Source organism: Litorimonas taeanensis (genome assembly GCF_003634015.1).
GTDB classification, from domain to species: Bacteria; Pseudomonadota; Alphaproteobacteria; order Caulobacterales; family Maricaulaceae; genus Litorimonas; species Litorimonas taeanensis.
In genome coordinates this window covers 219,101-244,921 of sequence record NZ_RBII01000002.1, presented here as the reverse complement: position 1 = coordinate 244,921, position 25,821 = coordinate 219,101, and the positions used below count along the sequence as shown (strand labels likewise).

At 46.9% G+C, this 25,821-nt stretch carries 21 protein-coding genes; 14 read left to right on the top strand and 7 right to left on the bottom strand.

Annotated elements, in window-relative coordinates:
• The 3 genes from DES40_RS09075 (at position 1) to DES40_RS09065 (ending at position 6,354) form a co-directional block, all read left to right on the top strand.
• Positions 1-3,216: an efflux RND transporter permease subunit gene (locus tag DES40_RS09075; RefSeq protein ID WP_121101058.1), complete on the top strand. Its 3,216-nt coding sequence runs from the start codon at positions 1-3 to the stop codon at positions 3,214-3,216.
• Between the two features lie 53 nt (positions 3,217-3,269).
• The gene (locus DES40_RS09070; RefSeq protein WP_121102892.1) at positions 3,270-5,330 is read left to right on the top strand and encodes a M13 family metallopeptidase; all 2,061 of its coding nucleotides are present in this window, start codon (positions 3,270-3,272) and stop codon (positions 5,328-5,330) included.
• A gap of 139 nt (positions 5,331-5,469) precedes the next feature.
• Positions 5,470-6,354: an S-methyl-5'-thioadenosine phosphorylase gene (locus DES40_RS09065; protein ID WP_121101055.1), complete on the top strand. Its 885-nt coding sequence runs from the start codon at positions 5,470-5,472 to the stop codon at positions 6,352-6,354.
• A gap of 177 nt (positions 6,355-6,531) precedes the next feature.
• Here DES40_RS09065 and DES40_RS13220 read toward each other — a convergent pair whose 3' ends face one another.
• Positions 6,532-7,206, bottom strand: a complete 675-nt coding sequence (locus tag DES40_RS13220; RefSeq protein WP_170144945.1) for an SH3 domain-containing protein — start codon at positions 7,204-7,206, stop codon at positions 6,532-6,534.
• Positions 7,207-7,329: 123 nt separating this feature from the next.
• Between DES40_RS13220 and DES40_RS09055 the strand changes: the two genes are divergently transcribed.
• From DES40_RS09055 to DES40_RS09040, 4 genes are all read left to right on the top strand, one after another.
• On the top strand, positions 7,330-8,331 hold the full coding sequence (locus DES40_RS09055) for a 2-hydroxyacid dehydrogenase (RefSeq protein ID WP_121101053.1): 1,002 nt from the start codon (positions 7,330-7,332) through the stop codon (positions 8,329-8,331).
• 50 nt (positions 8,332-8,381) lie between these two features.
• Entirely contained in the window at positions 8,382-9,296 is a 915-nt protein-coding gene (locus tag DES40_RS09050; RefSeq protein ID WP_121101050.1) for an aminotransferase class IV, read from the top strand.
• Positions 9,297-9,317: 21 nt separating this feature from the next.
• Positions 9,318-10,046 carry a sulfotransferase-like domain-containing protein gene (locus tag DES40_RS09045; protein WP_199288135.1) on the top strand — a complete coding sequence of 243 codons (729 nt, stop codon included), beginning with the start codon at positions 9,318-9,320 and terminating at the stop codon, positions 10,044-10,046.
• A 112-nt stretch (positions 10,047-10,158) separates the two neighbouring features.
• Positions 10,159-10,599, top strand: a complete 441-nt coding sequence (locus DES40_RS09040; RefSeq protein ID WP_121101047.1) for a hypothetical protein — start codon at positions 10,159-10,161, stop codon at positions 10,597-10,599.
• Between the two features lie 188 nt (positions 10,600-10,787).
• Here the strand turns inward: DES40_RS09040 and DES40_RS09035 are convergent, their stop codons facing one another.
• The gene (locus DES40_RS09035) at positions 10,788-11,531 is read right to left on the bottom strand and encodes a HesA/MoeB/ThiF family protein (protein ID WP_121101044.1); all 744 of its coding nucleotides are present in this window, start codon (positions 11,529-11,531) and stop codon (positions 10,788-10,790) included.
• A 5-nt stretch (positions 11,532-11,536) separates the two neighbouring features.
• Positions 11,537-12,475: a cysteine synthase A gene (gene cysK / locus DES40_RS09030; protein ID WP_121101042.1), complete on the bottom strand. Its 939-nt coding sequence runs from the start codon at positions 12,473-12,475 to the stop codon at positions 11,537-11,539.
• An 83-nt stretch (positions 12,476-12,558) separates the two neighbouring features.
• Between cysK and DES40_RS09025 the strand changes: the two genes are divergently transcribed.
• On the top strand, positions 12,559-13,011 hold the full coding sequence (locus DES40_RS09025) for an iron-sulfur cluster assembly scaffold protein (RefSeq protein ID WP_233345546.1): 453 nt from the start codon (positions 12,559-12,561) through the stop codon (positions 13,009-13,011).
• 16 nt (positions 13,012-13,027) lie between these two features.
• The gene (locus tag DES40_RS09020) at positions 13,028-14,818 is read left to right on the top strand and encodes a DUF5060 domain-containing protein (protein WP_170144944.1); all 1,791 of its coding nucleotides are present in this window, start codon (positions 13,028-13,030) and stop codon (positions 14,816-14,818) included.
• A 231-nt stretch (positions 14,819-15,049) separates the two neighbouring features.
• On the opposite strand, the gene DES40_RS09010 is transcribed toward DES40_RS09020, so the two are convergent.
• Complete coding sequence (locus DES40_RS09010) at positions 15,050-15,817, bottom strand: Kelch repeat-containing protein (protein ID WP_121101033.1); 768 nt, start codon at positions 15,815-15,817, stop codon at positions 15,050-15,052.
• Positions 15,818-16,531: 714 nt separating this feature from the next.
• Here DES40_RS09010 and rpsA point away from each other — a divergent pair.
• The 4 genes from rpsA to mscL all read left to right on the top strand — a co-directional run bounded on the left by rpsA (position 16,532) and on the right by mscL (position 21,687).
• Positions 16,532-18,235, top strand: coding sequence for a 30S ribosomal protein S1 (gene rpsA / locus DES40_RS09000; protein WP_121101027.1), 1,704 nt, complete (start codon positions 16,532-16,534; stop codon positions 18,233-18,235).
• A 165-nt stretch (positions 18,236-18,400) separates the two neighbouring features.
• A complete protein-coding gene (locus tag DES40_RS08995) occupies positions 18,401-20,773 on the top strand; it encodes a TonB-dependent receptor (RefSeq protein ID WP_121101025.1) in 2,373 nt (790 codons plus the stop codon).
• Between the two features lie 105 nt (positions 20,774-20,878).
• Positions 20,879-21,166: an integration host factor subunit beta gene (locus tag DES40_RS08990; protein WP_121101022.1), complete on the top strand. Its 288-nt coding sequence runs from the start codon at positions 20,879-20,881 to the stop codon at positions 21,164-21,166.
• Positions 21,167-21,276: 110 nt separating this feature from the next.
• Positions 21,277-21,687 carry a large conductance mechanosensitive channel protein MscL gene (gene mscL, locus DES40_RS08985; protein WP_121101019.1) on the top strand — a complete coding sequence of 137 codons (411 nt, stop codon included), beginning with the start codon at positions 21,277-21,279 and terminating at the stop codon, positions 21,685-21,687.
• 121 nt (positions 21,688-21,808) lie between these two features.
• Here mscL and DES40_RS08980 read toward each other — a convergent pair whose 3' ends face one another.
• On the bottom strand, positions 21,809-23,392 hold the full coding sequence (locus DES40_RS08980; RefSeq protein WP_121101017.1) for an AMP-binding protein: 1,584 nt from the start codon (positions 23,390-23,392) through the stop codon (positions 21,809-21,811).
• Between the two features lie 218 nt (positions 23,393-23,610).
• Here DES40_RS08980 and DES40_RS08975 point away from each other — a divergent pair, with 218 nt between their 5' ends.
• Complete coding sequence (locus DES40_RS08975; RefSeq protein WP_121101014.1) at positions 23,611-24,609, top strand: LLM class flavin-dependent oxidoreductase; 999 nt, start codon at positions 23,611-23,613, stop codon at positions 24,607-24,609.
• A 3-nt stretch (positions 24,610-24,612) separates the two neighbouring features.
• On the opposite strand, the gene DES40_RS08970 is transcribed toward DES40_RS08975, so the two are convergent.
• A complete protein-coding gene (locus tag DES40_RS08970) occupies positions 24,613-24,975 on the bottom strand; it encodes a hypothetical protein (RefSeq protein ID WP_121101012.1) in 363 nt (120 codons plus the stop codon).
• 59 nt (positions 24,976-25,034) lie between these two features.
• Positions 25,035-25,802: an LPS export ABC transporter ATP-binding protein gene (lptB, locus tag DES40_RS08965; protein WP_121101009.1), complete on the bottom strand. Its 768-nt coding sequence runs from the start codon at positions 25,800-25,802 to the stop codon at positions 25,035-25,037.
• Positions 25,803-25,821 lie beyond the last annotated feature (19 nt).

Here is a 25,821-nt window from a genome sequence, read left to right as displayed (position 1 = left end):
ATGAAAGGTCTAATTACATGGTTTGTTAAAAACCCAGTTGCCGCAAATTTGATTATGATAATCTTATTTGCAGCTGGGGCTTATGGCTATTTCTCTATGCAGCGGGAATTTATTCCGCAAACCACCGTAAACGGTATGACCATTTCTGCGTCTTGGCCGGGCGCCAGTCCGCGTGATGTAGAGCAACAAATTGTAACGCGTATCGAAGAAGCTATCGATGGCTTAGATGGCATTGATTATATTGAAAGCACGTCCCGTGAGGGCAGCGGTAATGTCAATGTTCGTACAAAGCTCACCATTGATTATGAGAAAATGCTCGACCAAGTAAAATCACGGGTCGACTCTATTCAGAATCTACCACCTGATGCATTTCGCCCTCAAATTTTTCGGTGGGATGCACGGGCTGATATTATGTATCTGGCGCTATATGGCGATACAGATCGGTTAACACTACAACGCGAGGCGACAGCTTTACGGCAAAAATTGACGAAGCTTCCTGGACTGCAGCTTACATCTCAAGTTACCAAAGTCCCAGAACAAGTGACGATTGAAATTTCTGAAGAGGCGTTGAGGCGCTATAATTTGACATTTTCTCAAGTTGCGACAGCTATATCAGGATCCTCTGTAAATCTCTCTGCTGGGACTGTGGAAACAACAGGCGGAAACTTACAATTAAGAGCGCGCAGTCTGGCTAACAGCGCCGAAGAATTTGAGCAAATTATTGTAAGGCAAACCAGTGATGGTGGCACGGTTCGGGTGCGTGATATTGCGTCAGTCATTGACGGGTTCGAAACGGATGATTTCAGCGCGCGTTTCCGAGGCAAGGAAACGGCTATCTTCCAAGTCTTATCGCCAGACGAGATGAATATTACCAAATCAGGAGACGCTATTCGTCAATTTGAAAAGGATATTCGGAACTCACTGCCACCCAATTTAGACTTCGCCATTCATTTCGATGGATCGACAATGTTCGATAGTCGTATGAACCTTATTGGTTCCAATGCGCTGTCAGGGATGATTCTGGTTTTAATCACTCTAATGTTGTTCTTGCGCCCCGCCGTTGCGGTTTGGGTGACGGTTGGAATTGCGGCTGCCTTTGCGGGTGCGATAGCAATCGCACCGTCCATTGGTATCACATTGAATATGATTAGCCTATTTGCCTTCTTATTGGTGATTGGTATCGTTGTGGATGACGCTATTGTTGTCGGTGAAAGTATCCATTTCCACGTTGAAAATGGTGTGCAAGGTCAACGCGGGGCCGTTGCGGGCGCTTATATGGTGGCCAAACCTGTTTTCTTCGCGGTTATCACAACCATAATGATGTTCATTCCCTTTATGTTGCTAACGGGGCCTATTCGGGCAATCACCGCGCAGATTAGTTTGGTCGTCATTGCCGTCTTGGTGTTTTCTTTGCTTGAGGCCTTTTTCATTCTTCCTGCACATTTGCGTCACCTGAAGCATGAGAAGTCGAGTAATAATCGTCTATTGAGATTTCAAAACCGTTTGGCGGAGAGCTTAGTGACATTTGCGAGGGTTTATTTCCGGCCGCTCGTCGCCTTTTTGATGAAATGGCGTTATGTCACAATGGCGACATTTGTGGGTCTATTCATCATGTCGATGACCTTCCTTGTCAAAGGGGTCGCCCCCAGTGCCTTCCTTCCCGAGGTTGAGGCCGATATGATTGTGTTTAACTCTAGTTTTCCTGAAGGCACTAATTTTGAACGAAAGCTTGTCGTTCGCGAACAATTAGATGCAGGCATTGCAGAATTAAATGCGAATGTGGAAAAAGACTTTGGTATAGATTGGCCGCTTATTACAAAGCCAGCGACATTTACGGATAATCGCGGCGTTGAAGGTTATTTAGGGTTAAGCGAAAATAGACCTGACATTTCTACCAAAATGATTGCGGATAAACTGGAAGAATATGTAGGCCCAATCCCCGATGCTTATCGCGTGGATTATGGCACCACTGAAGGCGGTTCAGGTAATGGCGGCGGCTTACGTTACGGCGTAACCTCTGCAGACGCTGAGGCGCTGAGAGTGGCCTTATTAGAAATTAAAGACCAGATGGAAACTTATCCAGATATTCCACGGGCTTGGGATAATATGGAAAGCTCCGCGAGTGAAATTCGATTTACTCTGAAACCCGGAGCAGAGACATTAGGCATTACGCTCTCTGAAGTAACGCGTCAGGTCAGAGAAGCCTTTTATGGACGAGAAGTCCAGCGCCTCCCGCGTAATGGCGAGGATGTTCGTGTAATGGTGCGTTACCCTGAGGCAGCACGTGAGAGCATAGATAGTCTACAAACTTTGCGCATTCGTGCGGCGAATGGGGTCGAAGTACCGTTATTCTCTGTCGCGGAGGTGTCCTTTACCGAAGGTGTGGGACGCATTAATCGCCGTGACAGAAAACAAGTAAATTACACAGGTGGCCGCGTTCGCGGTGAACAATCACGCGTGGCGGAAATCAAACGTGACATGGAAGAAAATTTCTTTCCACAGTGGGAGCTTAGAAACTCTAGAGTAAGCCGAGTTGTAGTGGGGGATGACCAAATTCAGTCCACTATGCAGCGCGAACTCTTGATATCTGTCGTCGTCATTCTCGGCCTGATGTATGTTCTTTTGGCAGTAGCCTTTAAATCCTATGCACAACCTTTCCTCATAATGGTGGCTTTGCCATTTGCCTTAGTTGGAATGATTTTTGGTAATATGATTACGGGCGTACCCTTTGGAATGTTTTCGATCTTTGGATTGTTTGCGGCAGGCGGCGTCGCCGTGAATGATAATTTGGTCTTAATCGACTATGTAAACCGCCTCAGAGCTAAGGGCGTTGGCGCCTATCAAGCCATGCTTGATGCCTGTGTGGCGCGTTTCCGGCCAATTTTGCTTACATCCGTCACCACCTTTATTGGGATTACGCCGATCTTATTCGAAACGTCTAGTCAGGCAGAATTTTTAAAGCCGATGGTGGTTGCCTTGGCTTTTGGTGTCTTATTTGACTTCTTCCTTACATTGATGTTGGTACCCGCTATGTATGGTATAGGTGTCGATATTACGCGGTTGTTCAGAGGTTTATGGACAGGTGTGAAACAGCCTGGATTTGGGTCTTCATATGATCCAGATATGGCTCTAGCCTTAGAAGATATGGAACTGGATGAGGATCTGCAGATTGGGTCTGGAACCCATCCAAGCGGTACTCCGCCAGTGACTACATAATAATAAAGCGACTACATAATAATAAATATACGAAGGAGGTTTTCGTGAAAAAAATGAAACATTTAATTATACCGAGTTTACTCGTAATCGGGCTTGTTGCCTGTAACTCTGATAGTAACTCTGTTAAAGAGGACGTGACTGTCGCAAACGCGGTTCAAAGCCCAAAGCGTGGCACTTATGGAATTGAAACAGCCCATATGAATACGGAAGTCAGTCCTGGCGATAATTTCTTTGAATATGTCAATGGTACATGGCTTAAGAATACAGCCATCCCATCTGACCGTTCTAATTATGGTAGCTTCGGGATTTTACGCGACCAAGCAGAAGTCCGCGTACGCAGTATTATTGAGACTGCGGCCTCCAAAGAAAACCCAAGTGCGGACGAAAAACGTATCGGTGATTACTATAATGCTTATCTTGATACGGCCACTATCGAAGCTAAAGGCCTCGCGCCGTTAGAGGCAGACCTTAATCGTATTCGCGTCGCAAAAACTCATGAAGATATATTGAGTTTAATGACAGATGTGCGCTTGGGATTGGATGCGCCAGTGTCTCCCTATATTTACATTGATGCGAAGAAAAACGATGAATACGCCGTTTATCTTACGCAGTCTGGCCTTGGTCTGCCGAACCGTGACTATTATTTTGACGAAGGTGAAAAATCTGATGCTATTCGTGCCGGTTATGTTGACTTCATTGCGAAAATGCTCAGCGAAGCCGGTGTTGAAGGCTCTATGGATCGGGCGAAAGCGGTCATGGAGTTCGAAACGAATTTGGCTGAGGGTCATTGGGAACGCGTCAAGCAACGTAACCGTGACTTAACCTATAATAAAATGACTCGGGCGGAATTAAATAAACTGGCTCCTGGCATGATGTTCGACACAGTTTTTGCGGATCTGGGTTTAAGCGATCAAGACAGTGTCATTGTACGCGAAAAATCAGCGATTGAAAATGCTGCCAAGGTTTTCGCAAAGACAGATGTTGACGTTTTAAAGGATTACCTAACGGCAAACTTGCTTTCTAATCACTCGTCTTATTTGCCTGCAGTGATTGATGAGGCCAATTTTGAATTTTATGGCCGTACGTTACGTGGGCAAGAAGAACAACGCCCTCGGTGGAAACGTGGTGTTTCACTGGTCAATGGCACATTGGGCGAAGTCGTGGGTAAGGTTTATGTAAAAGAATATTTCCCACCAGCGTCTAAAGCGCAGATGCAAGAATTGGTTGAAAACCTACGCGGCGCATTCAAAGAAGGTATTGATGGTCTTGAATGGATGGGTGAAGATACCAAAAAAGAAGCCCAATATAAGCTAGCAAAATTTAACCCAAAAATCGGTTACCCAGATGAGTTCGAAACTTATGAAGGGCTGAACGTTGATGGCTCAGACCTTATAGGTACTGTGAAAAGTGCACGTGAATGGTCTTGGAACGACGAATTGAGTCAATTGGGCGGGCCCATTGATAGGGCAGAATGGGGTATGACACCACAAACTGTGAATGCCTATTATAACTCAGTATTAAACGAGATTGTGTTCCCTGCCGCCATCCTCGACGCACCATTCTTTGACCCAAATGCTGATCCGGCTGTAAATTATGGCGGTATTGGCGCCGTCATCGGTCATGAGATGGGGCATGGGTTTGACGATCAAGGCCGTAAATCTGATGGTGACGGTATCCAGCGTGATTGGTGGACAGAGCAAGACGCTGAGGGATTTGAAAGCCGTGCTGCTGCTTTGGCTGATCAGTACAGCGAATTTGAACCTTTGCCTGGCGAGTTCCTAAATGGCCGCTTGGGGCTTGGTGAGAATATTGGTGATTTAACCGGTGTGACAATGGCGTATAATGCCTATAAGCGTTCACTCGGCGGCAAACCAGCGCCCGTTATAGAGGGTATGACGGGTGACCAAAGATTCTTTATGGCGTGGGCACAGGTTTGGGCTATTAAGTGGAAAGACGAAGCGCTCTCGACGCAAATTAAAAATGGCCCTCATAGCCCGGGTGAGTTCCGTGCAAATGGTATCGTAAGAAACTTTGGGCCTTGGTACGATGCGTTCAACGTAACACCAGAGAACGCTATGTATATTCCACCAGAAAAGCGCGTTAAAATTTGGTAGCTTGCCCCTATATATTTAATCTCATCACAAACCCGCTATCTGGCGGGTTTTTTTGTGCTTATGGCTTGAGGCGGACGATAGGCTCTGTAAGGGTTGCTTAGATACAGCAATTAAAATTCAGACAGCGCGTGGAGGCAATATGCAAAAGGATTGGGTGCTTGGCATTATCGGTGGATCCGGTTTGTACGATATTGATGGGCTGGATAATCCACAATGGGTCGATATTGAGACGCCATGGGGCTCACCTTCTGATTCTATCTTATTCGCAGAATTGGATGGTATAAAATTACGCTTTCTACCCCGCCACGGCCGAGGGCATGCCCTATCCCCATCAGATTTGAATTACCGTGCCAATATTGATGCGATGAAACGGGCAGGTTGTACGGATTTACTCTCGCTTTCCGCTGTAGGGTCTCTGCAAGAAGCCTATGCCCCAGGGGATTTCGTTGTTGTCGATCAATTTATTGATCGCACTTTTAAACGCGAGAAAAGCTTTTTTGGTAAAGGCTGTGTGGCCCATGTAAGTATTGCTGACCCCGTTTGCGAGCGTCTAGCGGAGTTGGCAGAAAAGGCGGCTAAGACAGCGGGAGTAAAGGTACATCGCGGCGGGACATATTTGGCCATGGAGGGGCCTCAATTCTCAACAAAGGCCGAAAGCCATATGTATCGTCAATGGGGCTGTGATATTATTGGAATGACAAATATGCCAGAGGCAAAACTCGCCCGTGAAGCGGAGCTACCCTATGCGACCATAGGCATGGTTACAGATTATGACTGTTGGCATGAAGGGCATGGAAATGTTGATGTGGCGGCTGTTATTGCGGTCTTACTTAAAAATGCTGAAAAGGCCCGCGATACGGTGAAGTCTCTTATAACGCATCTATCAACACTGGAGCGAACACCCTCACCACAAGGGATAGAGACGAATTTGGACGTGGCTATAATTACTGCACCAGAGAAGCGCGATCCAAAATTACTCTCAAAATTAGACGCGGTCGCAGGCCGAGCTCTGAGCCAAAGCTAGAGGTTAAATCAGGTCAGGGCGTACCCCAAGATAATTGACAATGCTTCGATTTCGACGTCTTTTAAGAAACGAAGGCCCCGAAAACGATTGAGAGAATTATCATTAGGACAGCTGATAAAAATACAACGCTCAACATCTTAAATCTCCTTTCACGCTCGTCCTGATTACAGGATGAAATTAAAGTGTATCGGCACCCCAAAGGTGGCGATTTGATGTCCACCCACGAATGCCATTTCCAGACGTAACGCGGCACCAGCCACTTTCGTTGCATTCTTCGAGCTTTAATAAAGCGCCAGAATCAGTAGCTGCAATGACTTTGGATCCGAGTTTTGGCTTGGATAATAAGGTGGTTTCTGCACGGGTAAGAACAAATCGCTCTCCTGAGAGGGCAGGGCGACGCACCCAGGCTTCATCTCCGTTGATGTCACGTACTTTCCGCCACATTTCTGTTTCAGCAACAATAACCAAGGGCAAGCCTCGGCGGCGATATTGCCAAGCGATGGAATGATCTCGGCTTGGGCCAGTGCGTCCGTTTACCTTTCCAAATTTAAGGCTGACATAGCGAGGAACAGGAAACCCAGAAGGTGTCTCGCTCGCGGCCTTTCTGAAATATTCATGTGGTTTTGTATTAGGAACCGCTTCTTTGATAACGCGGAGTGAAGCTTGAACATCGCTTGGTGCAGATGTCATAGAGGCATTGGCCGATTCACCTGATGGAGAATGTAACTGCGCGGATACGGTGATTGGGGTTCCGTAAATCGTTAAAAGCGCTATGGCGACGCGAACAGAGCGCTTTTTTAGGCTTTTGGCCTTCCGAGACAGGTCGAATATGTTAAGGCCCTGATAAAACATAGGGCATGTGTCCCAAAACTGGGTTAATCTGACGTTAAAACAGGCAAGAAATCATGTAATTCGTCCTGCATTTTACTTGAGTTTTCTTTGATAAACGCGCTTATTAAGCGCAAAGGGAATCTTATGCGACAGAAACCGATTGTAAGAGTCACACGGCGTTTGCCCGATGTTATCGAGGCGCGATTAAGCGATTTATTTGATGCACGCTTACGCTCTGATGACACGCCTATGTCTGAAGCCGAGTTAAAGGCCGCGATTGCCGATTGTGATGTCTTTGTACCAACGGTAACGGACGAAATCACAAAAGACGTTATTAATTCTGCATCGGATAAGCTGAAACTCATTGCTAATTTCGGGGCGGGTACAGACCATATAGATGTGGCGACAGCTTATTCAAAAGGTATCACGGTTTCTAATACACCCGGCGTTTTGACCGAAGACACCGCTGATTTAACTCTGGCTTTAATCTTGGCTGTACCGCGCCGATTGGTCGAAGGCGACCGCCGTATGCGTGCGGGGGAGTTTGAAGGGTGGAGCCCCACCCATATGTTAGGGCACCGCGTTAGAGGAAAAGCACTCGGTATTATTGGGATGGGCCGTATTGGACAAGCGGTGGCGCGCCGTGCTGATGCTTTTGGCTTATCCGTTCATTACCATAATCGCCATCCTGTTCCGAAAGGCATTGAAAATAGCCTATCAGCAAAATATTGGGAAGATTTGGATGCGATGTTAGCGGCAGTCGATATTGTATCGGTTAATTGCCCTTCTACGCCTGATACGCACCATTTAATAGATGCTCGACGTCTCAAATTGATGGGGCCCAATAGCTATATTGTGAATACATCACGCGGAGAGGTTATAGACGAATCTGCTTTGGCGGCTGCTTTGTCAGCAGGGCAAATTGCTGGGGCAGGGTTGGATGTTTATGAAGAAGAGCCAGCCGTGAATCCTGCGCTTCTGACTTTGCCCAATGTAATTTTGGCGCCGCATATCGGATCGGCCACTCATGAGAGCCGGCGCGAGATGGGCGAAAAAGTTCTTATCAATATACGCGCAAAAATGGACCACCATGCGTGCCCTGATAGGGTGCTTCCGCCAGGCGCCCGGATCAGCTTAGCTTCATAATCACGGGCTTTGTTAGCAGAACCTTCTACTCTTAATATCGGAGTTATCTTATGTCTTATGGGTCTCATGCCTATGTACCGGATGCTCGGAATGAGAGTGTCTTGTTTAATGTAAACGGGAAAATGCTTCCGCGAGAGAAAGCGGTCGTTAATGTTTTCGATTCTGGCTTTATGTTAGGTGATGGTGTTTGGGAAGGTTTGCGTGTCCATAACGGTAAAGTTGCTTTTCTACAGGATCATCTAGATCGTTTATGGGAAGGGGCCGCCGCGCTGGACATTGATATCGGGCTCTCACAAGCGGAATTATCAGCACGCATAGAGGCAACACTCGCTATCAATAATATGCATGAAGATGTGCATATTCGGCTAATGTTGACGCGGGGACTGCGGAGCACACCTTACCAAGACCCGCGGGTCATAATAAGTGATGCGACGATTGTTATCGCGCCAGAATATAAAAAGGCAGACCCAGAAACAGCGCGGCGCCCGCTTTCACTTTATACAGTATCTGTACGCAGGGGCCGGGCAGATGTTCAAGACCCCGGATTAAATTCTCATTCAAAAATTAATTGTATCACAGCCTGTATTCAGGCGATCAAAGCTGGGGCGGATGAAGGGCTTATGCTCGACCCACAAGGCTTTGTGGCTACTTGTAATTCGACGCATTTCTTCGTTGTTCGCAAAGGCGAAGTGTGGACTTCGTCAGGGGATTATTGTTTAGGCGGAATTACGCGCGGAAAGATAATTGACTTGTGCCGCGCCAATGACATTCCAGTATTTCAAAAGAATTTTTCTTTGATGAAATGTTATAGCGCGGATGAGGCTTTTACGACAGGCACATTTGCTGGACTTGCCCCAGTCGGTGAAATCGATGGGCGAAAAATAGGGTCAGGCAAAAGAGGCCCAATGGTCGAGCGTTTGCAAAAGCTTTATATGGAACACATCCATAAAGACACGGTGGGATAAAGGGCCATAAAGGGTACAGATGTGACTGAGATAATTGCAATGTGGTCTGGGCCGCGCAACCTCTCAACTGCAATGATGCGAAGTTTCGGTGCTCGTGCAGATTGTTCTGTAATGGACGAGCCCTTTTTTGCTCCTTACTTAGCCGTGACAGGTAAAGAACATCCCGGGCGAGATGAAACGCTCCAACACCATGAAACAAATCCCGACAAGGTGGCGGCTATGTGTGCCAGTCCCGCGGATCAGACGCGATACTCTTTTCAGAAGCACATGCCGCATCATATGCTCGATAGCTTTTCTTTATCATGGACAGAGAAGGCAAAGCATTTTTTCCTCTTGCGAGAACCAGAGCGCGTCATAGCGTCTTATGTCAAAGGTCGATCAGAGTTTGAAATTGAGGATTTAGGGTTCGCGCCGCAAAGGCGATTATTTGAAAGATTGACCAAAACATTAGGCCATTGCCCACCCGTGATTCATAGTCATGATATTTTGAAAGCGCCTGAAAGGGCATTGCGAGCCTTATGCAATGCGCTGAATATGCCTTTTGATTCTGCCATGTTGTCATGGCCAGCAGGCCCCCGAGCTGAAGATGGGGCTTGGGCACCTTATTGGTATGCTTCGGTTCAAAATTCTACTGGATTTGGGGCCGCGCCAACAGATATGCCCGTTTTAACTGAGAGCCATAAGGTTATCGCTATGCAGTGCCGTGATGATTATGAAGCTCTGGCGCAGCATGCCGTAGTCATCATATAGTTAATTTATAGGGTTAATTTGTGTAAATTTTTTGCGCCTTCGCCTATGGGGTGCAAGCGCTGTTCAGTGATGGAATAAGTCGCCATCAAAACTTCAATCGAGGAGTTTTGATATGAAGCGAAATCTATTCAAATTTATCGCGGTCACGGCGACAGCTTTTGTTCTCGCCCTTACCGCGCAGAACGCGCAGGCTGGAGTGAGTGCTTATTGTGGTCAAATGAATGGGGCGCATTATGTGTCTTGTGATAGCGGCGTTACAATTTATCGTCCGCCCACGCAACAAACGCGTGTCGTGACTTTGCCTGCCAAAACCACGATTGTGAATGGGACTTCGCAACAATCCCAACGTAATATCGCGATCGCGAGCCAACTTGAATTTCGCCGTTTAGCACTTGAAGAGAAGCGCTTTGAGGCCGAGCAACGCGCCCTTAGAATGCAAGATCGAGCGCGTTCAAATCGACCCTATTCTCGCCGTTATGTAAGCTATAACCGAAGTGCTTATGCTGGCCGTCCATATAATCGGCGCCGGCATTACAAGGCTCCGAAGCATTAAGCAGACTTAAAGAAAGATACGGCGTTTTCCTTTTATGAAAGGATAATGCCGTGTGTGATATATGGCTCAGTTAAGCGGCCTCGATGAGTCGTGGTCAAGACCCTGTCATGCTGTCAGAATTCGTCGCTTCGCTGACTTGAAAACCAATAGACTGACGGAATTATACCTTTTTACAGTCTAGCGGATTGTCACGATTCCCCGCAAGCGAGGCAGGCGGGATCTTTGTTGAGTTTTATCGTCCGACTTTCAGCGTTAAGCCCATCGTAAATCCATAGGCGACCAGCAAGAGATTTGCCGGCTCCGGTGACATGTTTAACTGTTTCCATCGCCATCATAGAACCAATAATGCCCGCTAACGCGCCCATGACGCCTATTTGTGAACAGGTCTCGGCATCGGGCGGTTCATTGGGGACAAAACATTGATAACAAGGCCCAGTGCGATTGCTAGGAAAGAGACCCACTTGCCCGTTAAAGCGCCCTAACGCCCCCGATATTAAAGGAATACCAAGTTCTAGGCAGGCTTCATTGACAGCATAACGTGTCTCAAAACTATCGACCCCATCCAGAACAATATCATGTCCCGATAAAAGCGTATTAGCATTTTCGCGGGTTAGTCTTACTTGTTTAGCAACGGGTTTTACGTCGGGATTTAATTCGATTAATGTGTCCGCCATGACTGTGGCTTTGGCCATGCCGCGGTCCATATGCACAAACTGGATTTGACGTTGCAAATTCGATGGTTCGACAACATCGTCATCAATCAAAGTAATATGACCAATGCCCGCCGCGGCCAAATAAAGCCCTGCAGGGCCGCCAAGTCCGCCGGCGCCTACAATGGCAACTTTTGCCTCTAATAAGGCGGCCTGACCTGGCCCACCGATTTCTTTCAAAACCAAATGGCGGGCGTAGCGCTCTATTTGTTCAGGCCGCATTCTATCTAATCAAATAAAGGCGTTGAAAGATATCTTTCCGCAAAGCTCGGAATGATTGTCACAATGCGCTTGCCTTTCATCTCTGGGCGCGCGCCAACAATTAGGCTTGCTGCAATGGCGGCTCCAGATGAGATGCCCACTGGAACGCCGTCAACTGCCGCGACATGTTTGGCCGTACCAAAGGCCGCGTCATTGTCGATTAGAATAACGTCATCAATGATGTCTGTATTCAGTACATCAGGAATGAACCCAGCGCCAATGCCCTGTATCTTGTGCGGGCCCTTTTCGCCTTTAGAAATAATAGGCGAGCCAACGGGCTCAATAGCCATAACTTGGCAGTTAGGGTTTTTTTCTTTTAGATATTTGCCCGTTCCAGTTAAAGTGCCGCCAGTGCCAACGCCGGCAATCAAAACATCGACATTGCCATCTGTATCGGCCCAGATTTCTGGCCCCGTTGTAGCGTAGTGAATAGCGGGATTGGCAGGATTAACAAATTGACCCGCCTGAACCGCGCCAGGGGTTGCTTCGCAGATTTCATCGGCTTTTGCTATGGCGCCCGGAATGCCGCCAGATGCTTCAGTTAAGACAAGCTCAGCGCCGAGGAGTTTCATCATTTTGCGCCGCTCAATCGACATTTGCTCGGGCATGACGAGGATGGCTTTATAACCTTTGGCGGCTGCGGCAAAGGCAATGGCGATACCTGTATTACCAGATGTTGGCTCTACAATCGTTCCGCCGGGTTTAAGCTTGCCAGATTTTTCGAGGTCTTCGACCATAGCGATGCCAATCCGATCTTTAACCGATGCAATCGGGTTAAAAAATTCAAGCTTGTATAAAAGCTCCGCTGGTACGCCTTCTGTTATATTGGGAAGGCGAACCAGTGGGGTGCCGCCCATTGTATCTAAAATGCTGTCATAAATTTTTCCGCGCGGTGAAGCTGGCATGGGAGTCTCCTCTATGGTTTCTCACACTATATGGGGCCAAGCTGCAAAAGTGAAAGGTTCAAAGCAAACTCTGTAATGGCGAAATGCAAATAAACGCTTATATAGGGGCTGTGATTGATGACCTTTATAATGGCGAAATTTTAGCCTTAACCGCGACGCTTCGGAATGCGCATTTGGATGCGCCTGACGGCACGTCCCGTAAAGTGTCAAAACTATGCGGATCTTGGCTCGAAATTGATGTGACACTAGACGGCGACAAAGTCGCCGATGCGGCGCTGCGCGTACAAGCCTGCGCCCTTGGCCAAGCCAGTGCGGCTATACTCAAAGAATCAATCGAAGGGGCAAGCCTTGATGAATTGAAAAACGCCAGAGACGCTTTAAGGGACATGTTAAAAGCAGACGGCGAACCGCCGACAGGGCGATTTGAAAAGCTCAAGCTCTTAAAAGGCGTCAAAGCCTATCCCGCCCGTCATACCTCTACGCTTTTAGCTTTCGAAGCGGCGGTTGAAGCGTTAGAGATGGCATTATCAGAATAATAGGATGGGGGACATTATGCGGGTTTGGGGACTAACAATTTTTGTGCTTTGTCTGGCGGCTTGTACAGCCAGATCACCAGAACTGCCGGTTCAAATCACTGGCGAACCCGAAGTCTGGCACGTTCAAACGCTCTCTTTCGAAGGTCCAATGGTAAAAGAAGAGCGGTCCACTTTTACGGACTATAGTTTAGATGTTTTCTTTTACCATGACTCCGAAGATATATGGTACTATGTGACAGGTTATTTTGCCGGTAGTAAAAACGCCTTAGCAACAAATACTCATTATGGGAATATTTGGGAAGCAAAGTTTGTTCCTCCCATAAGTGGAACATGGCACTATCAACTAGCATTCACGCACCAGTCACAAATTGCATTTGGCGATGGCGTGAATGTGTGGGCTCCTAGTGGTGACGCGGAACAAAAATTTTATAGTGGCTATTTTGATGTATCAAAATCAGCAAAGACTTCGACTAAACAAATCTCAAAAGGTTTTTTAAAGGATTGGCGTAAAGGATATTTAGAGTTCTCCGGCACGAATGAACCTTGGCTCAAAACGGGGGCAGGCTCACCCGAAAATATTTTCGCCTATGCTGATTTTGACGGGACCTATGACGCAGGCGGTACAAACTTTCCTTCGCTTGGAAAAAACCAACTTCATGAATTTGAACCCCACATCAAAGATTGGCGTGAGGGAGACCCCACTTGGGGAGACGGTAAAGGCAAAGGCCTGATTGGCCTCATGAATTACTACGCCGATGTCGGCGTGAATAATCAGTATATGGTGATGATGAATTATAAGGGCGATGGACAGGATGTGTTCCCTTATGTCGACCCGACAGACCCTTATGTCTTTGACGTGTCCAAATTGGCGCAGTGGCAACTCGTTTTTGATTATATGGATAAAAAAGGCATCGCCAAAAATTTCCTGTTTTTGGAAACTGAAAATGAAAGCTATTTCGAAGTTGTTGATGGTGTCGAAGTGGGCAAAGATTTTGCGGATAGCCGAAAGCTCTACTACCGCGAAATGGTCGCGCGTTTTGGTCATTCGCTCGGCCTTGTTTGGAACCTGGGTGAAGAACACGGGGTTGTCGGGAATTCAGGGGAAGACCCTTATCGGCAACCAACGAGTGTCGAACAACGCCGTCAATTTGCGCAATATATTCGTGACCTTGATCCTTATGACCATGCTATTGTCAGTCATAATTGGCCCGATGGCGAAGAAGACCATTATGGGCCGTTATTAGGCGAGCAAGCCTTTTCAGGCATATCTCTCCAAGCGCATCATAGCTATTTCGAAAAAGCCAAGGAGTGGACAGAGCGTTCGAAAGAGGCAGACCGCCCTTGGGTGTTTTTTGTCGACGAGCCTTTGGGATGGGAATTCGGTGCCCAGCCGGACGCCGATGTTGAGACGCACAAACGGGCGATTGAAGGTGTACTCTGGCCTGCATTGATGGGCGGCGCGTCAGGTGTAGATTGGTATTTTGGGTGGCAGAATAACGCGCCAACCTCTGACCTGTCCAATGAAGATCAACGCACGCGACATGCTCTCTGGGTTGCGTCAGCAAAGGTACGGAAATTTTGGGAAGAGACTTTTGACCTCTTGAGCCTCCAAGTGACGAAATCCGGTGATGATATTATTATGACGGGACTGGATAAGTCAGGACAGCCCATTAGACTAACCGCGGAGCGAAAAGTGCCTGTCATTCCCGAAGGTGAAGGCCACAATCCATGGGAATATGAGTTGATCTCCCTTACCCTAGAGCAGGGCGGCGAAACGCGCAGGCTGGATCCTTTCAATCCTCAGTGAGGTTCGGCCTGCCTGTCTTTAGATTTTTAGGGCAGCTTCAATCGTTCAAGACTTGTGAGTTCAGGTCCGCCACCGCGATTACCACTGCCGGAGGCCGTGTAAACATAATCGCCAATGACGACGAAACCGGAACCATGGCGTCCACGTTGTAAACTTGGCCAAGCACGCCAAGTCTGTGTATGAATGTCAAAGGCTTCGACTTCATTATGGGCAGCTTCTTGATTGCCGCTTTCACCACCGCCAATAATGACCTCTCACCCCCCATACAAAGGTCATATTAACGGCGCGTTCTGTCGGAATATCAAAAGCAGCTTGAGGGTTAAGCCATGTCTCAGTTTTGAAGTCGAAAATATCGCCCGGCTTCACTGTGGATTCAAATCCTTTGCCCATTGCATGATGAGACGTTCGCCCTGCGAAAGAATAAAGCCTATCTTTGGCAATGACAGCATCCAGGTGATCGCGCTTATGGGGTGCGTCAGGCAGAACGCGCCATTCGCCTGTTTTTGGGTTATATTCATCAAGCCAATTTTCAAACCCGTCCATATGACCATTCGTAATGCCGCCAACCATATAGATTTTGCCGTTGCGCAAGGCGACGCCTGCTGCGCCTCGATGTCTATCTGCGGGAATATCATGCGTCATTTCAAATCGGTCTTCTTCGGGGTAGTAGACCATTACTTTATCAAGCGGCGTTTCGCGCGGCCATCCACCCGTCATGGCTCCCATTAAATATATGGCGTCATCAATGACAATAGCTTGGAAGTGATGCAGTTCCAGTGGCGTTTTGGATAGGGCGGTCCAAATATTTGTGGCCGGATCATAGACATCCACAGGATTGATGCGTCTGCCGCCAATCAGGTAAAGCTTATTCTTGAAAGCAACCACAGAAGCCTCATGTCGTGGAGTCGGTTCACCAATCGCCTCAACGATTTCCCATTCTGTTTCAATAATGGGCAAAGCTTTCTGCGCTTGGCAGGCTGAGAGTGTGAGCGATGTCAAAATAGAGAGGATAAGACTGAGACAGGTTCAGATCATGATAGCTACCTTTAGAGACCCCCATAAACCCACATTCCAAGGAAATAGCAACCATGTCTATTTTTATTACCTAAAGCATCAATTCATTCATCCGTTTTTTCGAAGCTATATCTATCCGCGATAGCGACGAATAAATCTTGATTGACTTTGATTTAGGGTGAGGTTTTTTGAGCTTGTAAGGTTTTGGTCTCAACAACAGAAGCATGAGATAATTCAGCAGCATGTGTTTTTCAATAAATTTATCAGCCGCAAAAGAAAAGACCACAAGAACGGAGCTTGCAATTAAGTGCGTGACGACAGAGTCAGTATAAAAGGAGAGTTTTAGAAAACGCATTTCATCCTCAAATTTGACCTGTTTTTTGAACTGTTTAAAGATATATACAATAAAAAGAGCCTAGAGTGTGTTCACATAACCGGCTGACTTCATCACTGCTGAGTGATAATGGTGTGAAAGACTGTTCATCGACGGATGCGCTTTACGCTTGCTATTCCCCATCTCCCCGCCTATACGCCCCTCGATTTTAGCGGGTTTTTCCAAGCCCCGAATAAATTAGCGCGAATATCGTGGCCTAAAAACCTCCTTTTCTCGTTTTTATTTACGCCCGGATTGGCTGGGCTAGACCGTGGGCCATAAAAGATGGACCCATAGGCAGGACCTAAATTTTGGAGTTCCACACTATGAGCAATGCTCAATCAATGAATCCAACGACGGACGATTTTGCGTCTATGTTTGAAGCGTCTTTCGAGACGAATTCAATGGAAGAAGGCACCGTCATCAAAGGTATCGTAACAGGTATCGAAAAAGACGCAGCCATCATCGATATCGGTTTGAAAACTGAAGGCCGTATCGACATGCGTGAGTTTTTCACGCCCGGTGAAGAAAATACATTAAAAGTCGGCGACGAAGTCGATATCTATCTAGAGCGCATTGAAAACGCACTTGGTCAAGCTGTTCTATCTCGCGACAAAGCACGCCGTGAAGAAAGCTGGATTAAAATGGCGAAATTCTTTGAAGGCGAAGAGCCCGTTAAAGGGGCTATTGTTGGCCGTGTTAAAGGCGGCTTTACAGTTGACCTTGGCGGTATCAATGCCTTCTTGCCAGGTTCGCAAGTCGACATTCGTCCTGTACGTGATGTAGGCCCGCTGATGAATGAAACACAGCCTTTCATGATCTTGAAAATGGATCGTTCGCGCGGAAACATCGTTGTTTCACGCCGTGCTATTCTCGAAGAGAGCCGTGCAGAGCAGCGCGCAGAGCTTGTCGGTCAATTGGCTGAAGGCGAAACACGTGAAGGTGTTGTCAAGAATATCACTGATTACGGTGCATTCGTTGACCTTGGCGGTATTGATGGTCTTCTACATGTCACTGATATGAGCTGGCGCCGTGTTAGCCATCCTTCACAAGTCTTAAATGTTGGCGACACTGTCAAAGTTAAGATTGTCCGCATTAACCCAGAGACACAACGTATTTCTCTTGGCATGAAACAGCTTCAAGAAGATCCTTGGAATATCGCGGCTGCGAAATACACAGTTGGTTCACGCCACACTGGTACAGTCACAAATATTGCTGATTACGGTGCATTCATTGAATTGGAAGAAGGCGTCGAAGGTCTTGTTCACGTTTCTGAAATGTCTTGGACAAAGAAGAATGTACACCCAGGAAAAATCGTTTCTACTTCACAAGAAGTCGATGTCGAAGTTCTCGAAGTGGATCAAGAAAAGCGCCGTATCTCGCTTGGTATCAAGCAGGTTCAGGACAATCCTTGGGACAGCTTTACAGATCGTTTCCCTGTTGGTTCAACAATCAAAGGCGAAGTTCGCTCTGTCACTGAGTTTGGTCTCTTTATCGGTCTTGATGGCGATATTGATGGCATGGCTCACTTGTCTGACCTTTCTTGGGAAAAATCTGGCGAAGAAGCCCTTCAGGATTACAAAAAAGGCGACGAAGTCGAAGCTAAAATCCTTGAAGTTGATATCGAAAAAGAGCGTATCTCTTTGGGTATCAAGCAACTTGTCAAAGACACAATGCCTTCAGGTTCCGCTGGTGTAAACCGCGGCACGACTGTCACTTGTACAGTGAAAGAAGTGAATTCTGGCGGTATCGAAGTTACCTTTGGTGAAGGTGACGCAGAAGCGACAGCCTTTATCCGTAAAGGTGATTTGTCTCGTGAGCGTTCAGAGCAACGCCCAGAGCGCTATGCTGTTGGCGATAAGGTTGATGCCTTGATCACACGTGTTGACCGTAAGACACGTACATATTCACTCTCTATCAAAGCGCTCGAAATCGCTGAAGAGAAAGAAGCTGTACAACAATATGGCTCTGCTGACTCTGGCGCATCCTTGGGTGATATCCTTGGTGCCGCGCTGAAAGGCGACAACTAAGCCATAAAGGCTCTAAGCTTATTTTTAACCCGTTCGGCCTTCCGAGCGGGTTTTTTTTTGCTTTCGATTGGAAATAATCTCTCAATTGTGAATTGTCATAGCGGAGTGAATGAAATAGCTGTGAAAGCACAATAAAATAAGTTCATATCCAAGAGGGGAATAAAAATGAAACTATCGTCTTACCGTGCCATACTCAGTTCTGGAGCTGCTTGTGCCGCTTTGTTGGCATCTTCCCAAGCCTTTGCTCAAGTGACCGATGAAATTATCGTGACGGCGACGAAACGGGCTTCAACAATTCAGGATGTCCCCTTTTCTATCAATGCTATTTCTCAGGAAGACATTCAAAGAACTGGCGCGACCAATTTAGAAGATGTGTCTCGTAATGTTGCAGGTCTGACGATTCAGAATCTTGGACCCGGCCAAAGCCAAGTGGCTATTCGCGGTGTTTCTGCTGGGCAAATTGTGCGTGATCAACCCGGTGTAAAAGAGCAAGTTGGCGTATACCTTGATGAATCTGTGATCTCTCTGTCTCTTTTCACGCCAGACCTTGATCTTTTTGATTTAAATCGCGTTGAAACGTTGAGAGGGCCACAAGGCACTCTATTTGGCTCTGGGTCTGTGGGCGGTACGCTTCGCTTTATTACGAACCAGCCAAACCTTGATGAAACAGAGGCGATGTTAGAAGCCAATGTAAACACAGTGACAGATGGCAGCGAAGGCGGGCATTTGAAAGGTATGTACAACATACCGTTTGCCGATGGTAAGGCCGCGCTAAGAGCTGTGGGTTACTGGACAGAATATGCTGGATTTATTGATGCACTTGGCGAAGGCGGAAGTCTGGATAAAGATGTGAATAGCGGGTCACGTATTGGTGGCCGTGTCGCTTTAACCTTTGAACCGTCGGACAATGTTTCGATTACCCCGCGCATAGTGTATCAGGAAATTGAAGCGGATGGTTTTAACCGTCAGGAACAGTTCAACCTTTTCGCCAACCCCTATACTACAACACGCCCAGCTATTCAGCTCGAAGAGCGTCAGCAATATTTATTGCTTGATGAATCCTTCTCTGATGAAACATTGATAGCAGACCTCACGGCCAATATAGGATTGGGCGCCGTGGATTTAACGTCAGTTACTACTTATACTGACAGAGATATTCTTGTCAGCCGCGATGCGAGCGCCTTGTCTGGGTCTGTATCTATAGACTTAGGCTTTGCGGATGACGCCGTATTATTGCCTTCGAATTTGCGTGACCGAACAGAAGTTGAGCAATTTACACAAGAGCTGCGTTTGTCTTCTACAGCTGAGGGTCCTCTTCAATGGCTCATCGGTGGGTTTTATGCAAAGACAGATCGCGTTTACACACAACGCTTGCCCACGCCAGGTTATGATGCCGCCACAGATGCGGCACTCGGAGCCGGCACAGCGGATGCTGTTGCTAATGGTTTCCCAGCTGATTCTCCGTTCAATTCAGATTTACCATATGAGCTAGAACAAATCGCGATTTTTGGTGAAGCTAGCTTTGATCTCAGTGAAAAACTTACCTTGACTGCGGGTGGCCGTTATTATGACTTTAACGAGACGCGCGACATTAAAACGGGCGGACTTTTTGCGGCAGGTGGCCCCTTGCAAACGGATGAGACATCTTCAAGCGGATTCACGCCGCGTTTTCTTGTTAGCTATGACGCATCAGAAGCTGTGACTTTGAACGCTCAAGTGTCTCAAGGTTTCCGATTAGGCGGCGTTAACGACCCATTGAATACGGCTTTATGTTCAACAGAAGATGCTGCCATTTTTGGGGGCTTCCAGTCATATGATGATGAGACACTCTGGAATTATGAAACAGGTGTAAAAATTCGTAAAAATGGCCTGACATTTAACGCAGCCGCCTTCTATACAGACATTTCTAACCTACAAGCCACTTTGGATGCCGGTTCATGTTCTTCACGTGTCGTGTTTAACGTTCCGGATGCACATACAGCAGGGGTTGAATTTGAATTTAACGCCCCTGCCGGTGATGACTGGGAATTTGGTTTATCTGGTAGCTTTATTGAAGCTGAATTCGATTCAACAGTTGCGGACGGTACAGGCACTGTGTTGGCTGGGCTTCGCGATGGAAATCGCTTGCCATCCGTGCCTCAGTTCCAGCTTTCTGCCAATGTTACGCGTTTCTTTGACAACCCTTTCACAGGGAATGAGGGCGGCTATCTAACGCTATCAATGCAAAATGTAGATAATCGCTTCACACAGCCCAGTGACCAAGAGGCTGGAGCGGGAACATTCGTATCTGGCTTGCCCTTTGGCGGCGCTACAGGGGCGGAAGTCAACACAGTCGACTTAAGCTTAGATAAATACACGATTGCGAATGTAACGACAGGTTTGGAATTCGATAGTTTTGATCTGCAACTCTATGTGACCAATATTTTCGATGAAAATGCGAACCTTTCATTCGATCGCGAACGCGGCGGTCGTGCGCGGCTTGGTTTCAGAACAAATCAGCCGAGAACATTCGGTTTAACAGCTCGGTATAGCTACTAATCTTGAACCGATTATAAGTTTGATAGCCCTCCACCAGGAGGGCTTTTTTTATATTTAGAATGAAAGCGCTTGACGCCTACTAGGAAAAAAAGGTTATAAGTCCCTATGCTTAGATCTGAACTCATTGACAAACTTCACGATGACAATGAACATCTGACGCGAAGGGATATGGAACGTGTTGTGGCCGTTGTTCTGGAATCAATTACGCAGACATTAGAGCGAGGCGCTCGTGTAGAGCTTCGTGGATTTGGGGCATTTTCTGTTCGCCACCGCAAGGCGAGGTCAGGCCGAAACCCACGGACAGGTACCAATGTTTTCGTACCTGAAAAACACGTGCCTTTCTTCCGAACAGGGAAAGACCTACGGGAAAAAATAGATAACTCTAAGCCCTAAGTGCCTGTTTAGACTAGGTTCATTAACTATATATATATTGACGCTTCACGGTGCTTATGCACTATGTATTTTAGACGATTTTCGTCATTTTTTCTTTTTTGGGGGATATCATGGGAATGATTTCAGAATTTAAAGCCTTCGCTATGAAGGGCAATTTAGTCGATATGGCTGTTGGCTTTGTTATGGGCTCTGCCTTTGCAACAGTTGTAAAAGACTTCATTGATGGCGTATTCATGCCAGCTATTCAGCCTATTATGGGCGGTATTGATCTATCGACTTGGAAATGGGTTCTTGAAGCTCCAACGCTGGCGGCTGATGGTACTGTCGCAGACGCAGGTTGGGTGATTAACTTCGGCCAATTTCTAACGTCACTTATCTCTTTCATTATTGTCGCTTTTGTTATGTTCCTCATCATTAAAGGTATGAACAAAGCCATGGTTAAAGAAGAAGCCGCTCCAGCAGCGCCGCCAGCAAACGAAGTTCTTTTGGCTGAAATTCGCGATCTTCTTGCTAAAAAATAATTCAACTGAATTACATTTTACGAAAACCCGCCTTCATAAAGGGCGGGTTTTTTTATGAGCGCATTTTTGTATGCCGTTGTGAGAATAGGCTATGCGAGAACGTGGTTGTCGAGCCGTAGCGCTATGAAATAGCAGCGAACTCTTTTGCAATGTTAGTCACGGAAAGATAATCCAATTTGCCCGTGCCTAAAACAGGAAGGGCTTCAACAGAGATAACTTTTTTAGGGACTGATATCTCTGGAACGCCGTGAGTTTTTGCCCATGTCATGAGCTCATGACGCTTAGGCTCGGGGTGATCAGTAACCAATACGATTTGCTCGCCTTTACGTGAATCGGGAATTATGGCGGCAGCATGATTATTGTCTGGCCAAACAGCGGAAGCACAATTTTCAACGACTGTCAGTGAAACCATTTCTCCGCCAATTTTCGCAAAGCGTTTTATACGCCCTCGAATGACATAATAGCCTTCTTCATCAATGGAAACGACATCCCCTGTATTATGCCAACCGTCTTTTAAGGGCACGAGTTTCCCGGGATTATCTGCAGAAATATAACCCTTCATTATGTTAGGGCCCCTAACCCAAAGGCAACCCGCATCTTCTAGACCTTCGACAGGCTCTAAGCGTGTCTCAATGCCGGGTAACATTTTTCCAATAGTTCCTGCTCGAATGTCTCCGGGTTGATTTGCCGCGAGCACGGGCGCGCATTCAGTGACGCCATATCCTTCTAAGACCTCAAAGGAAAACCTTTGTTCGGCCGTTTTTCGGGTCTCCTCACGGACGCGTTCAGCGCCGCAAACAGCAATGCGTAACGAGTTCATTCCGCCATCGGCGCTCGCTCGCATATATTGCTGCAGGAATGTGTCTGTAGCAAAAAGAACGGTCGATCGCGTTTTAAAAATACGCTTCGCAATAGTTTTAGTTTGCAGAGGTGAGGGGTGGAGGACAACAGGATAACCGCTAAAAATTGGCCACAAGGTTCCTGCGGTCAGGCCATAACAATGGAATGTCGGTAGAGGGTTAAAGAACTTATCTGTTTTTTCTAATTCTACATGTTCCTCTATTTGTTCAATATTAGCGAGAATATTACTGTGGGTCAGCACAACGCCTTTAGGGTTTCCTTCTGTACCAGAGGTAAACAATATGACGCCTGTATCATCTGGGCTCTGGTGAGGAACAAAAAGTTGCGGAGATATGGGCCCCAGAATGGCACGCAACTTACCTTGTAACCCTATTTCTTCGCGCAGGTCCTCAAGGTAAACAATATTGACGGCTTTAGATAACTCTTCAATCAATGCCGAGAGTCCTGCAATTTCAATGAATTTACGCGCTGTGACAATGGTTTTCAAAGGCGCAGTGGCTATAGCGGCTTTGAGGTTCTTTATACCTGAGGTAAAGTTTAACATTGCGGGCGTTCTGCCCGCAGCATGTATAGATAAGAGCGCGATAACGGCGCCTGCTCCTGTGGGTAATAATATCCCTATATTTTTATGGCCGTGAGTTTTTTTCTTTAACGGTGAGGAGAGCGCAAAAATGGCTTGGCGCAGCTCGCCATAGCTAAACTCACGTCCGTCACCATCCGTAAGGATTTTCTTCTTTGAACCCTGTACTTTGCAGGCCTCAAGAAAAGCTTGCAGAGTATTACGCCGAATTCGCCGTTTTCCACGTTTGGAAAGACTTTGAGATTTCAAAATATGTGTGTCCACCCCTGCATCCTTTTATTTTTGTGTCGGATTTATTTTTATTATGACATTTTTACGACATCAAAACAGTTGAAATTACATGTAGCATAAAGGTTTAAAGGGGTTTTTCAGGGTTACTTGATGAAGAGTGCATTTGTGAACTGCCGTGAATGCAATAGGGCGCCTTGATTTCTGTGTAATGAGCCATACGTCTATTGCCTGATTGCTAAAGGATTATGCAGATGACGGTTCCCTTTTCTATTCTAGATTTGGCTCAAGTTACAGATGGGGGTTCAATTGCAAAAAGTTTTGAAGGCAGTGTAGCGCTAGCTCAAAAAGCCGAGGCCTTAAATTTTAAGCGCGTTTGGTATGCCGAACACCATAACATTGCGAGTGTAGCGAGTTCCGCGACTTCTGTTTTAATCGCTCATATAGCGGCGCATACGAAATCTATACGCCTTGGCGCTGGGGGTATAATGCTACCTAACCATGCGCCGCTTTTAATCGCAGAGCAGTTCGGGACTTTGGCCACGTTGCACCCCGGCCGAATTGATTTGGGGGTGGGCCGTGCCCCAGGCGGGGATATGGGCGTGATACGGGCTATGCGCAAAGATTATGAACGGGCGGGGCGGCAATACCCTTCTGATGTAGAAGAGTTGATTGGCTATTTAGCTAAACCAGATGAAACAAAGACGGTGTCGGTACGGGCTATTCCAGGAGAGGGCACAGAAGTGCCTGTATGGATATTAGGGTCTAGCCTATATGGCGCGCAACTCGCGGCGAAGCTTGGCTTGCCCTATGCTTTTGCCTCGCATTTTGCACCAACTCATTTATTCCAAGCCGCAGAAATATACCGCCGTGAGTTCAAGCCTTCAGCACATTTAACGAAGCCTTATTTCATGATGGCCTGTAATGTTTTTGCAGCAGATTCCGAAGAAGAGGCAAAATTCCAATTTTCGACTTTAGTGCAGGCATTTACAGGGATTTTGACGAATAATCGAGGCTTGACCCGGGCCCCTGTTGAAGACTTCGAAGTCCCAGCGCATATTGCGCCGCAGTTACAGGCGATGTTGCAGGTTAGCGCAGTTGGAACCGTTGAGACAATTGCTAAACGATTGTCCTATTTCTTAGATGAATTACAGCTCGATGAAATTATCATCGCGAAAAACTTTTATGATCAAACGGCAAGACTGCGGTCATTGGAGCTAACAAAAGATGTTCACAATATCCTGATGGGATAGGGATTACGATTTCAAAAGTTTTGAAATGTGTCGGTCAAAAATTAACCAAAAAAGGGAAAGGCCTAAAAGGCCGATAACAATACGTTTGCCATTTCGTAGAGCTTTTAGCTCTGAGACCCGACCTTCTGCATAAAAGCTTACGGCATTTACCGATAACCAAATATAATAAGAGAGAAGTGTCACAGCGATTATAAATAAAAATACCGACCACTTCTTTCGGCCAGTCTTCCACAAGCGCCTGATACCTTTTGCAACGCCGAAAATTAAGACAGCCCATATTAGTAAGGTTAGCCACGTCTCAGGCTGTCCGATAATCCAAAGAAAATGTTGAAAGAAGAGTGGCCTTTCACTGCTTTGCATAATCATAGGATCTGCCAATATGATGGTGAAGCATTTAGCCGCGAGTTAGAATATTTAGTTTTGAACTAGGCGTATTTTTCGCCAAGATAAACGCGCCGTACATCTTTGTTAGCTCGGATTTCGTCTGGTGTTCCCTCGAATAAGGCTTCGCCTTGGAACAAAATAGAGGCGCGGTCAACGATATCGAGGGTTTCTCTTACGCGGTGATCCGTAATCAAAATGCCGATGCCCCGTTTTTTGAGATAGAGAACAAGTTCAGAAATATCCGCGATGGCGATTGGATCAATACCCGTAAAGGGCTCATCCAAAAGCATGAAGCTAGGACGAGAGGCAAGGGCCCGCGCGATTTCAACTCGGCGCCGTTCTCCGCCTGAGAGCGCAAGAGCAGGGCTGTGTTTGATATGACCAATATTGAGTTCGTCCAAAAGCGCATCTACATTATCGCTCCATTTGGATCTGTCTTTTTCCGTTAACTGTACGACGGCTCGGATATTTTCTTCGACAGTAAGGCCGCGGAAGATGCTTTGCTCTTGCGGGAGATAGCCAACGCCCAAACGGGCCCGTTGGTACATAGGTAAAGCCGTGATGTCTTGACCATCCAAAGTGATCATGCCGCGATCAGCTTCGATCAAGCCCATAATCATGTAAAAACTGGTTGTCTTACCTGCGCCGTTAGGCCCCATTAAGGCAACGACTTCTCCACGCTGAACCGTTAGCGTGATATCTTTTACCACAACACGGCCTCGATAGGCTTTACCAATATGATTGGCAGCCAACCCTTTGGCGGGCGGCGTAATGACTTGTCCTGCGGATGTTGTTTTTGTTTCAGCCATTAAATTTCTTTACGTATAA

Coding starts and splice junctions, on each gene's coding strand:
- DES40_RS09075 (WP_121101058.1), top strand. CDS start 1: ATGAAAGGTCTAATTACATGGTTTGTTAAAAACCCAGTTGCCGCAAAT.
- DES40_RS09070 (WP_121102892.1), top strand. CDS start 3,270: ATGAAACATTTAATTATACCGAGTTTACTCGTAATCGGGCTTGTTGCC.
- DES40_RS09065 (WP_121101055.1), top strand. CDS start 5,470: ATGCAAAAGGATTGGGTGCTTGGCATTATCGGTGGATCCGGTTTGTAC.
- DES40_RS13220 (WP_170144945.1), bottom strand. CDS start 7,206: ATGTTTTATCAGGGCCTTAACATATTCGACCTGTCTCGGAAGGCCAAA.
- DES40_RS09055 (WP_121101053.1), top strand. CDS start 7,330: ATGCGACAGAAACCGATTGTAAGAGTCACACGGCGTTTGCCCGATGTT.
- DES40_RS09050 (WP_121101050.1), top strand. CDS start 8,382: ATGTCTTATGGGTCTCATGCCTATGTACCGGATGCTCGGAATGAGAGT.
- DES40_RS09040 (WP_121101047.1), top strand. CDS start 10,159: ATGAAGCGAAATCTATTCAAATTTATCGCGGTCACGGCGACAGCTTTT.
- DES40_RS09035 (WP_121101044.1), bottom strand. CDS start 11,531: ATGCGGCCTGAACAAATAGAGCGCTACGCCCGCCATTTGGTTTTGAAA.
- cysK (WP_121101042.1), bottom strand. CDS start 12,475: ATGCCAGCTTCACCGCGCGGAAAAATTTATGACAGCATTTTAGATACA.
- DES40_RS09025 (WP_233345546.1), top strand. CDS start 12,559: ATGCAAATAAACGCTTATATAGGGGCTGTGATTGATGACCTTTATAAT.
- DES40_RS09020 (WP_170144944.1), top strand. CDS start 13,028: ATGCGGGTTTGGGGACTAACAATTTTTGTGCTTTGTCTGGCGGCTTGT.
- rpsA (WP_121101027.1), top strand. CDS start 16,532: ATGAGCAATGCTCAATCAATGAATCCAACGACGGACGATTTTGCGTCT.
- DES40_RS08995 (WP_121101025.1), top strand. CDS start 18,401: ATGAAACTATCGTCTTACCGTGCCATACTCAGTTCTGGAGCTGCTTGT.
- DES40_RS08990 (WP_121101022.1), top strand. CDS start 20,879: ATGCTTAGATCTGAACTCATTGACAAACTTCACGATGACAATGAACAT.
- mscL (WP_121101019.1), top strand. CDS start 21,277: ATGGGAATGATTTCAGAATTTAAAGCCTTCGCTATGAAGGGCAATTTA.
- DES40_RS08975 (WP_121101014.1), top strand. CDS start 23,611: ATGACGGTTCCCTTTTCTATTCTAGATTTGGCTCAAGTTACAGATGGG.
- DES40_RS08970 (WP_121101012.1), bottom strand. CDS start 24,975: ATGATTATGCAAAGCAGTGAAAGGCCACTCTTCTTTCAACATTTTCTT.
- lptB (WP_121101009.1), bottom strand. CDS start 25,802: ATGGCTGAAACAAAAACAACATCCGCAGGACAAGTCATTACGCCGCCC.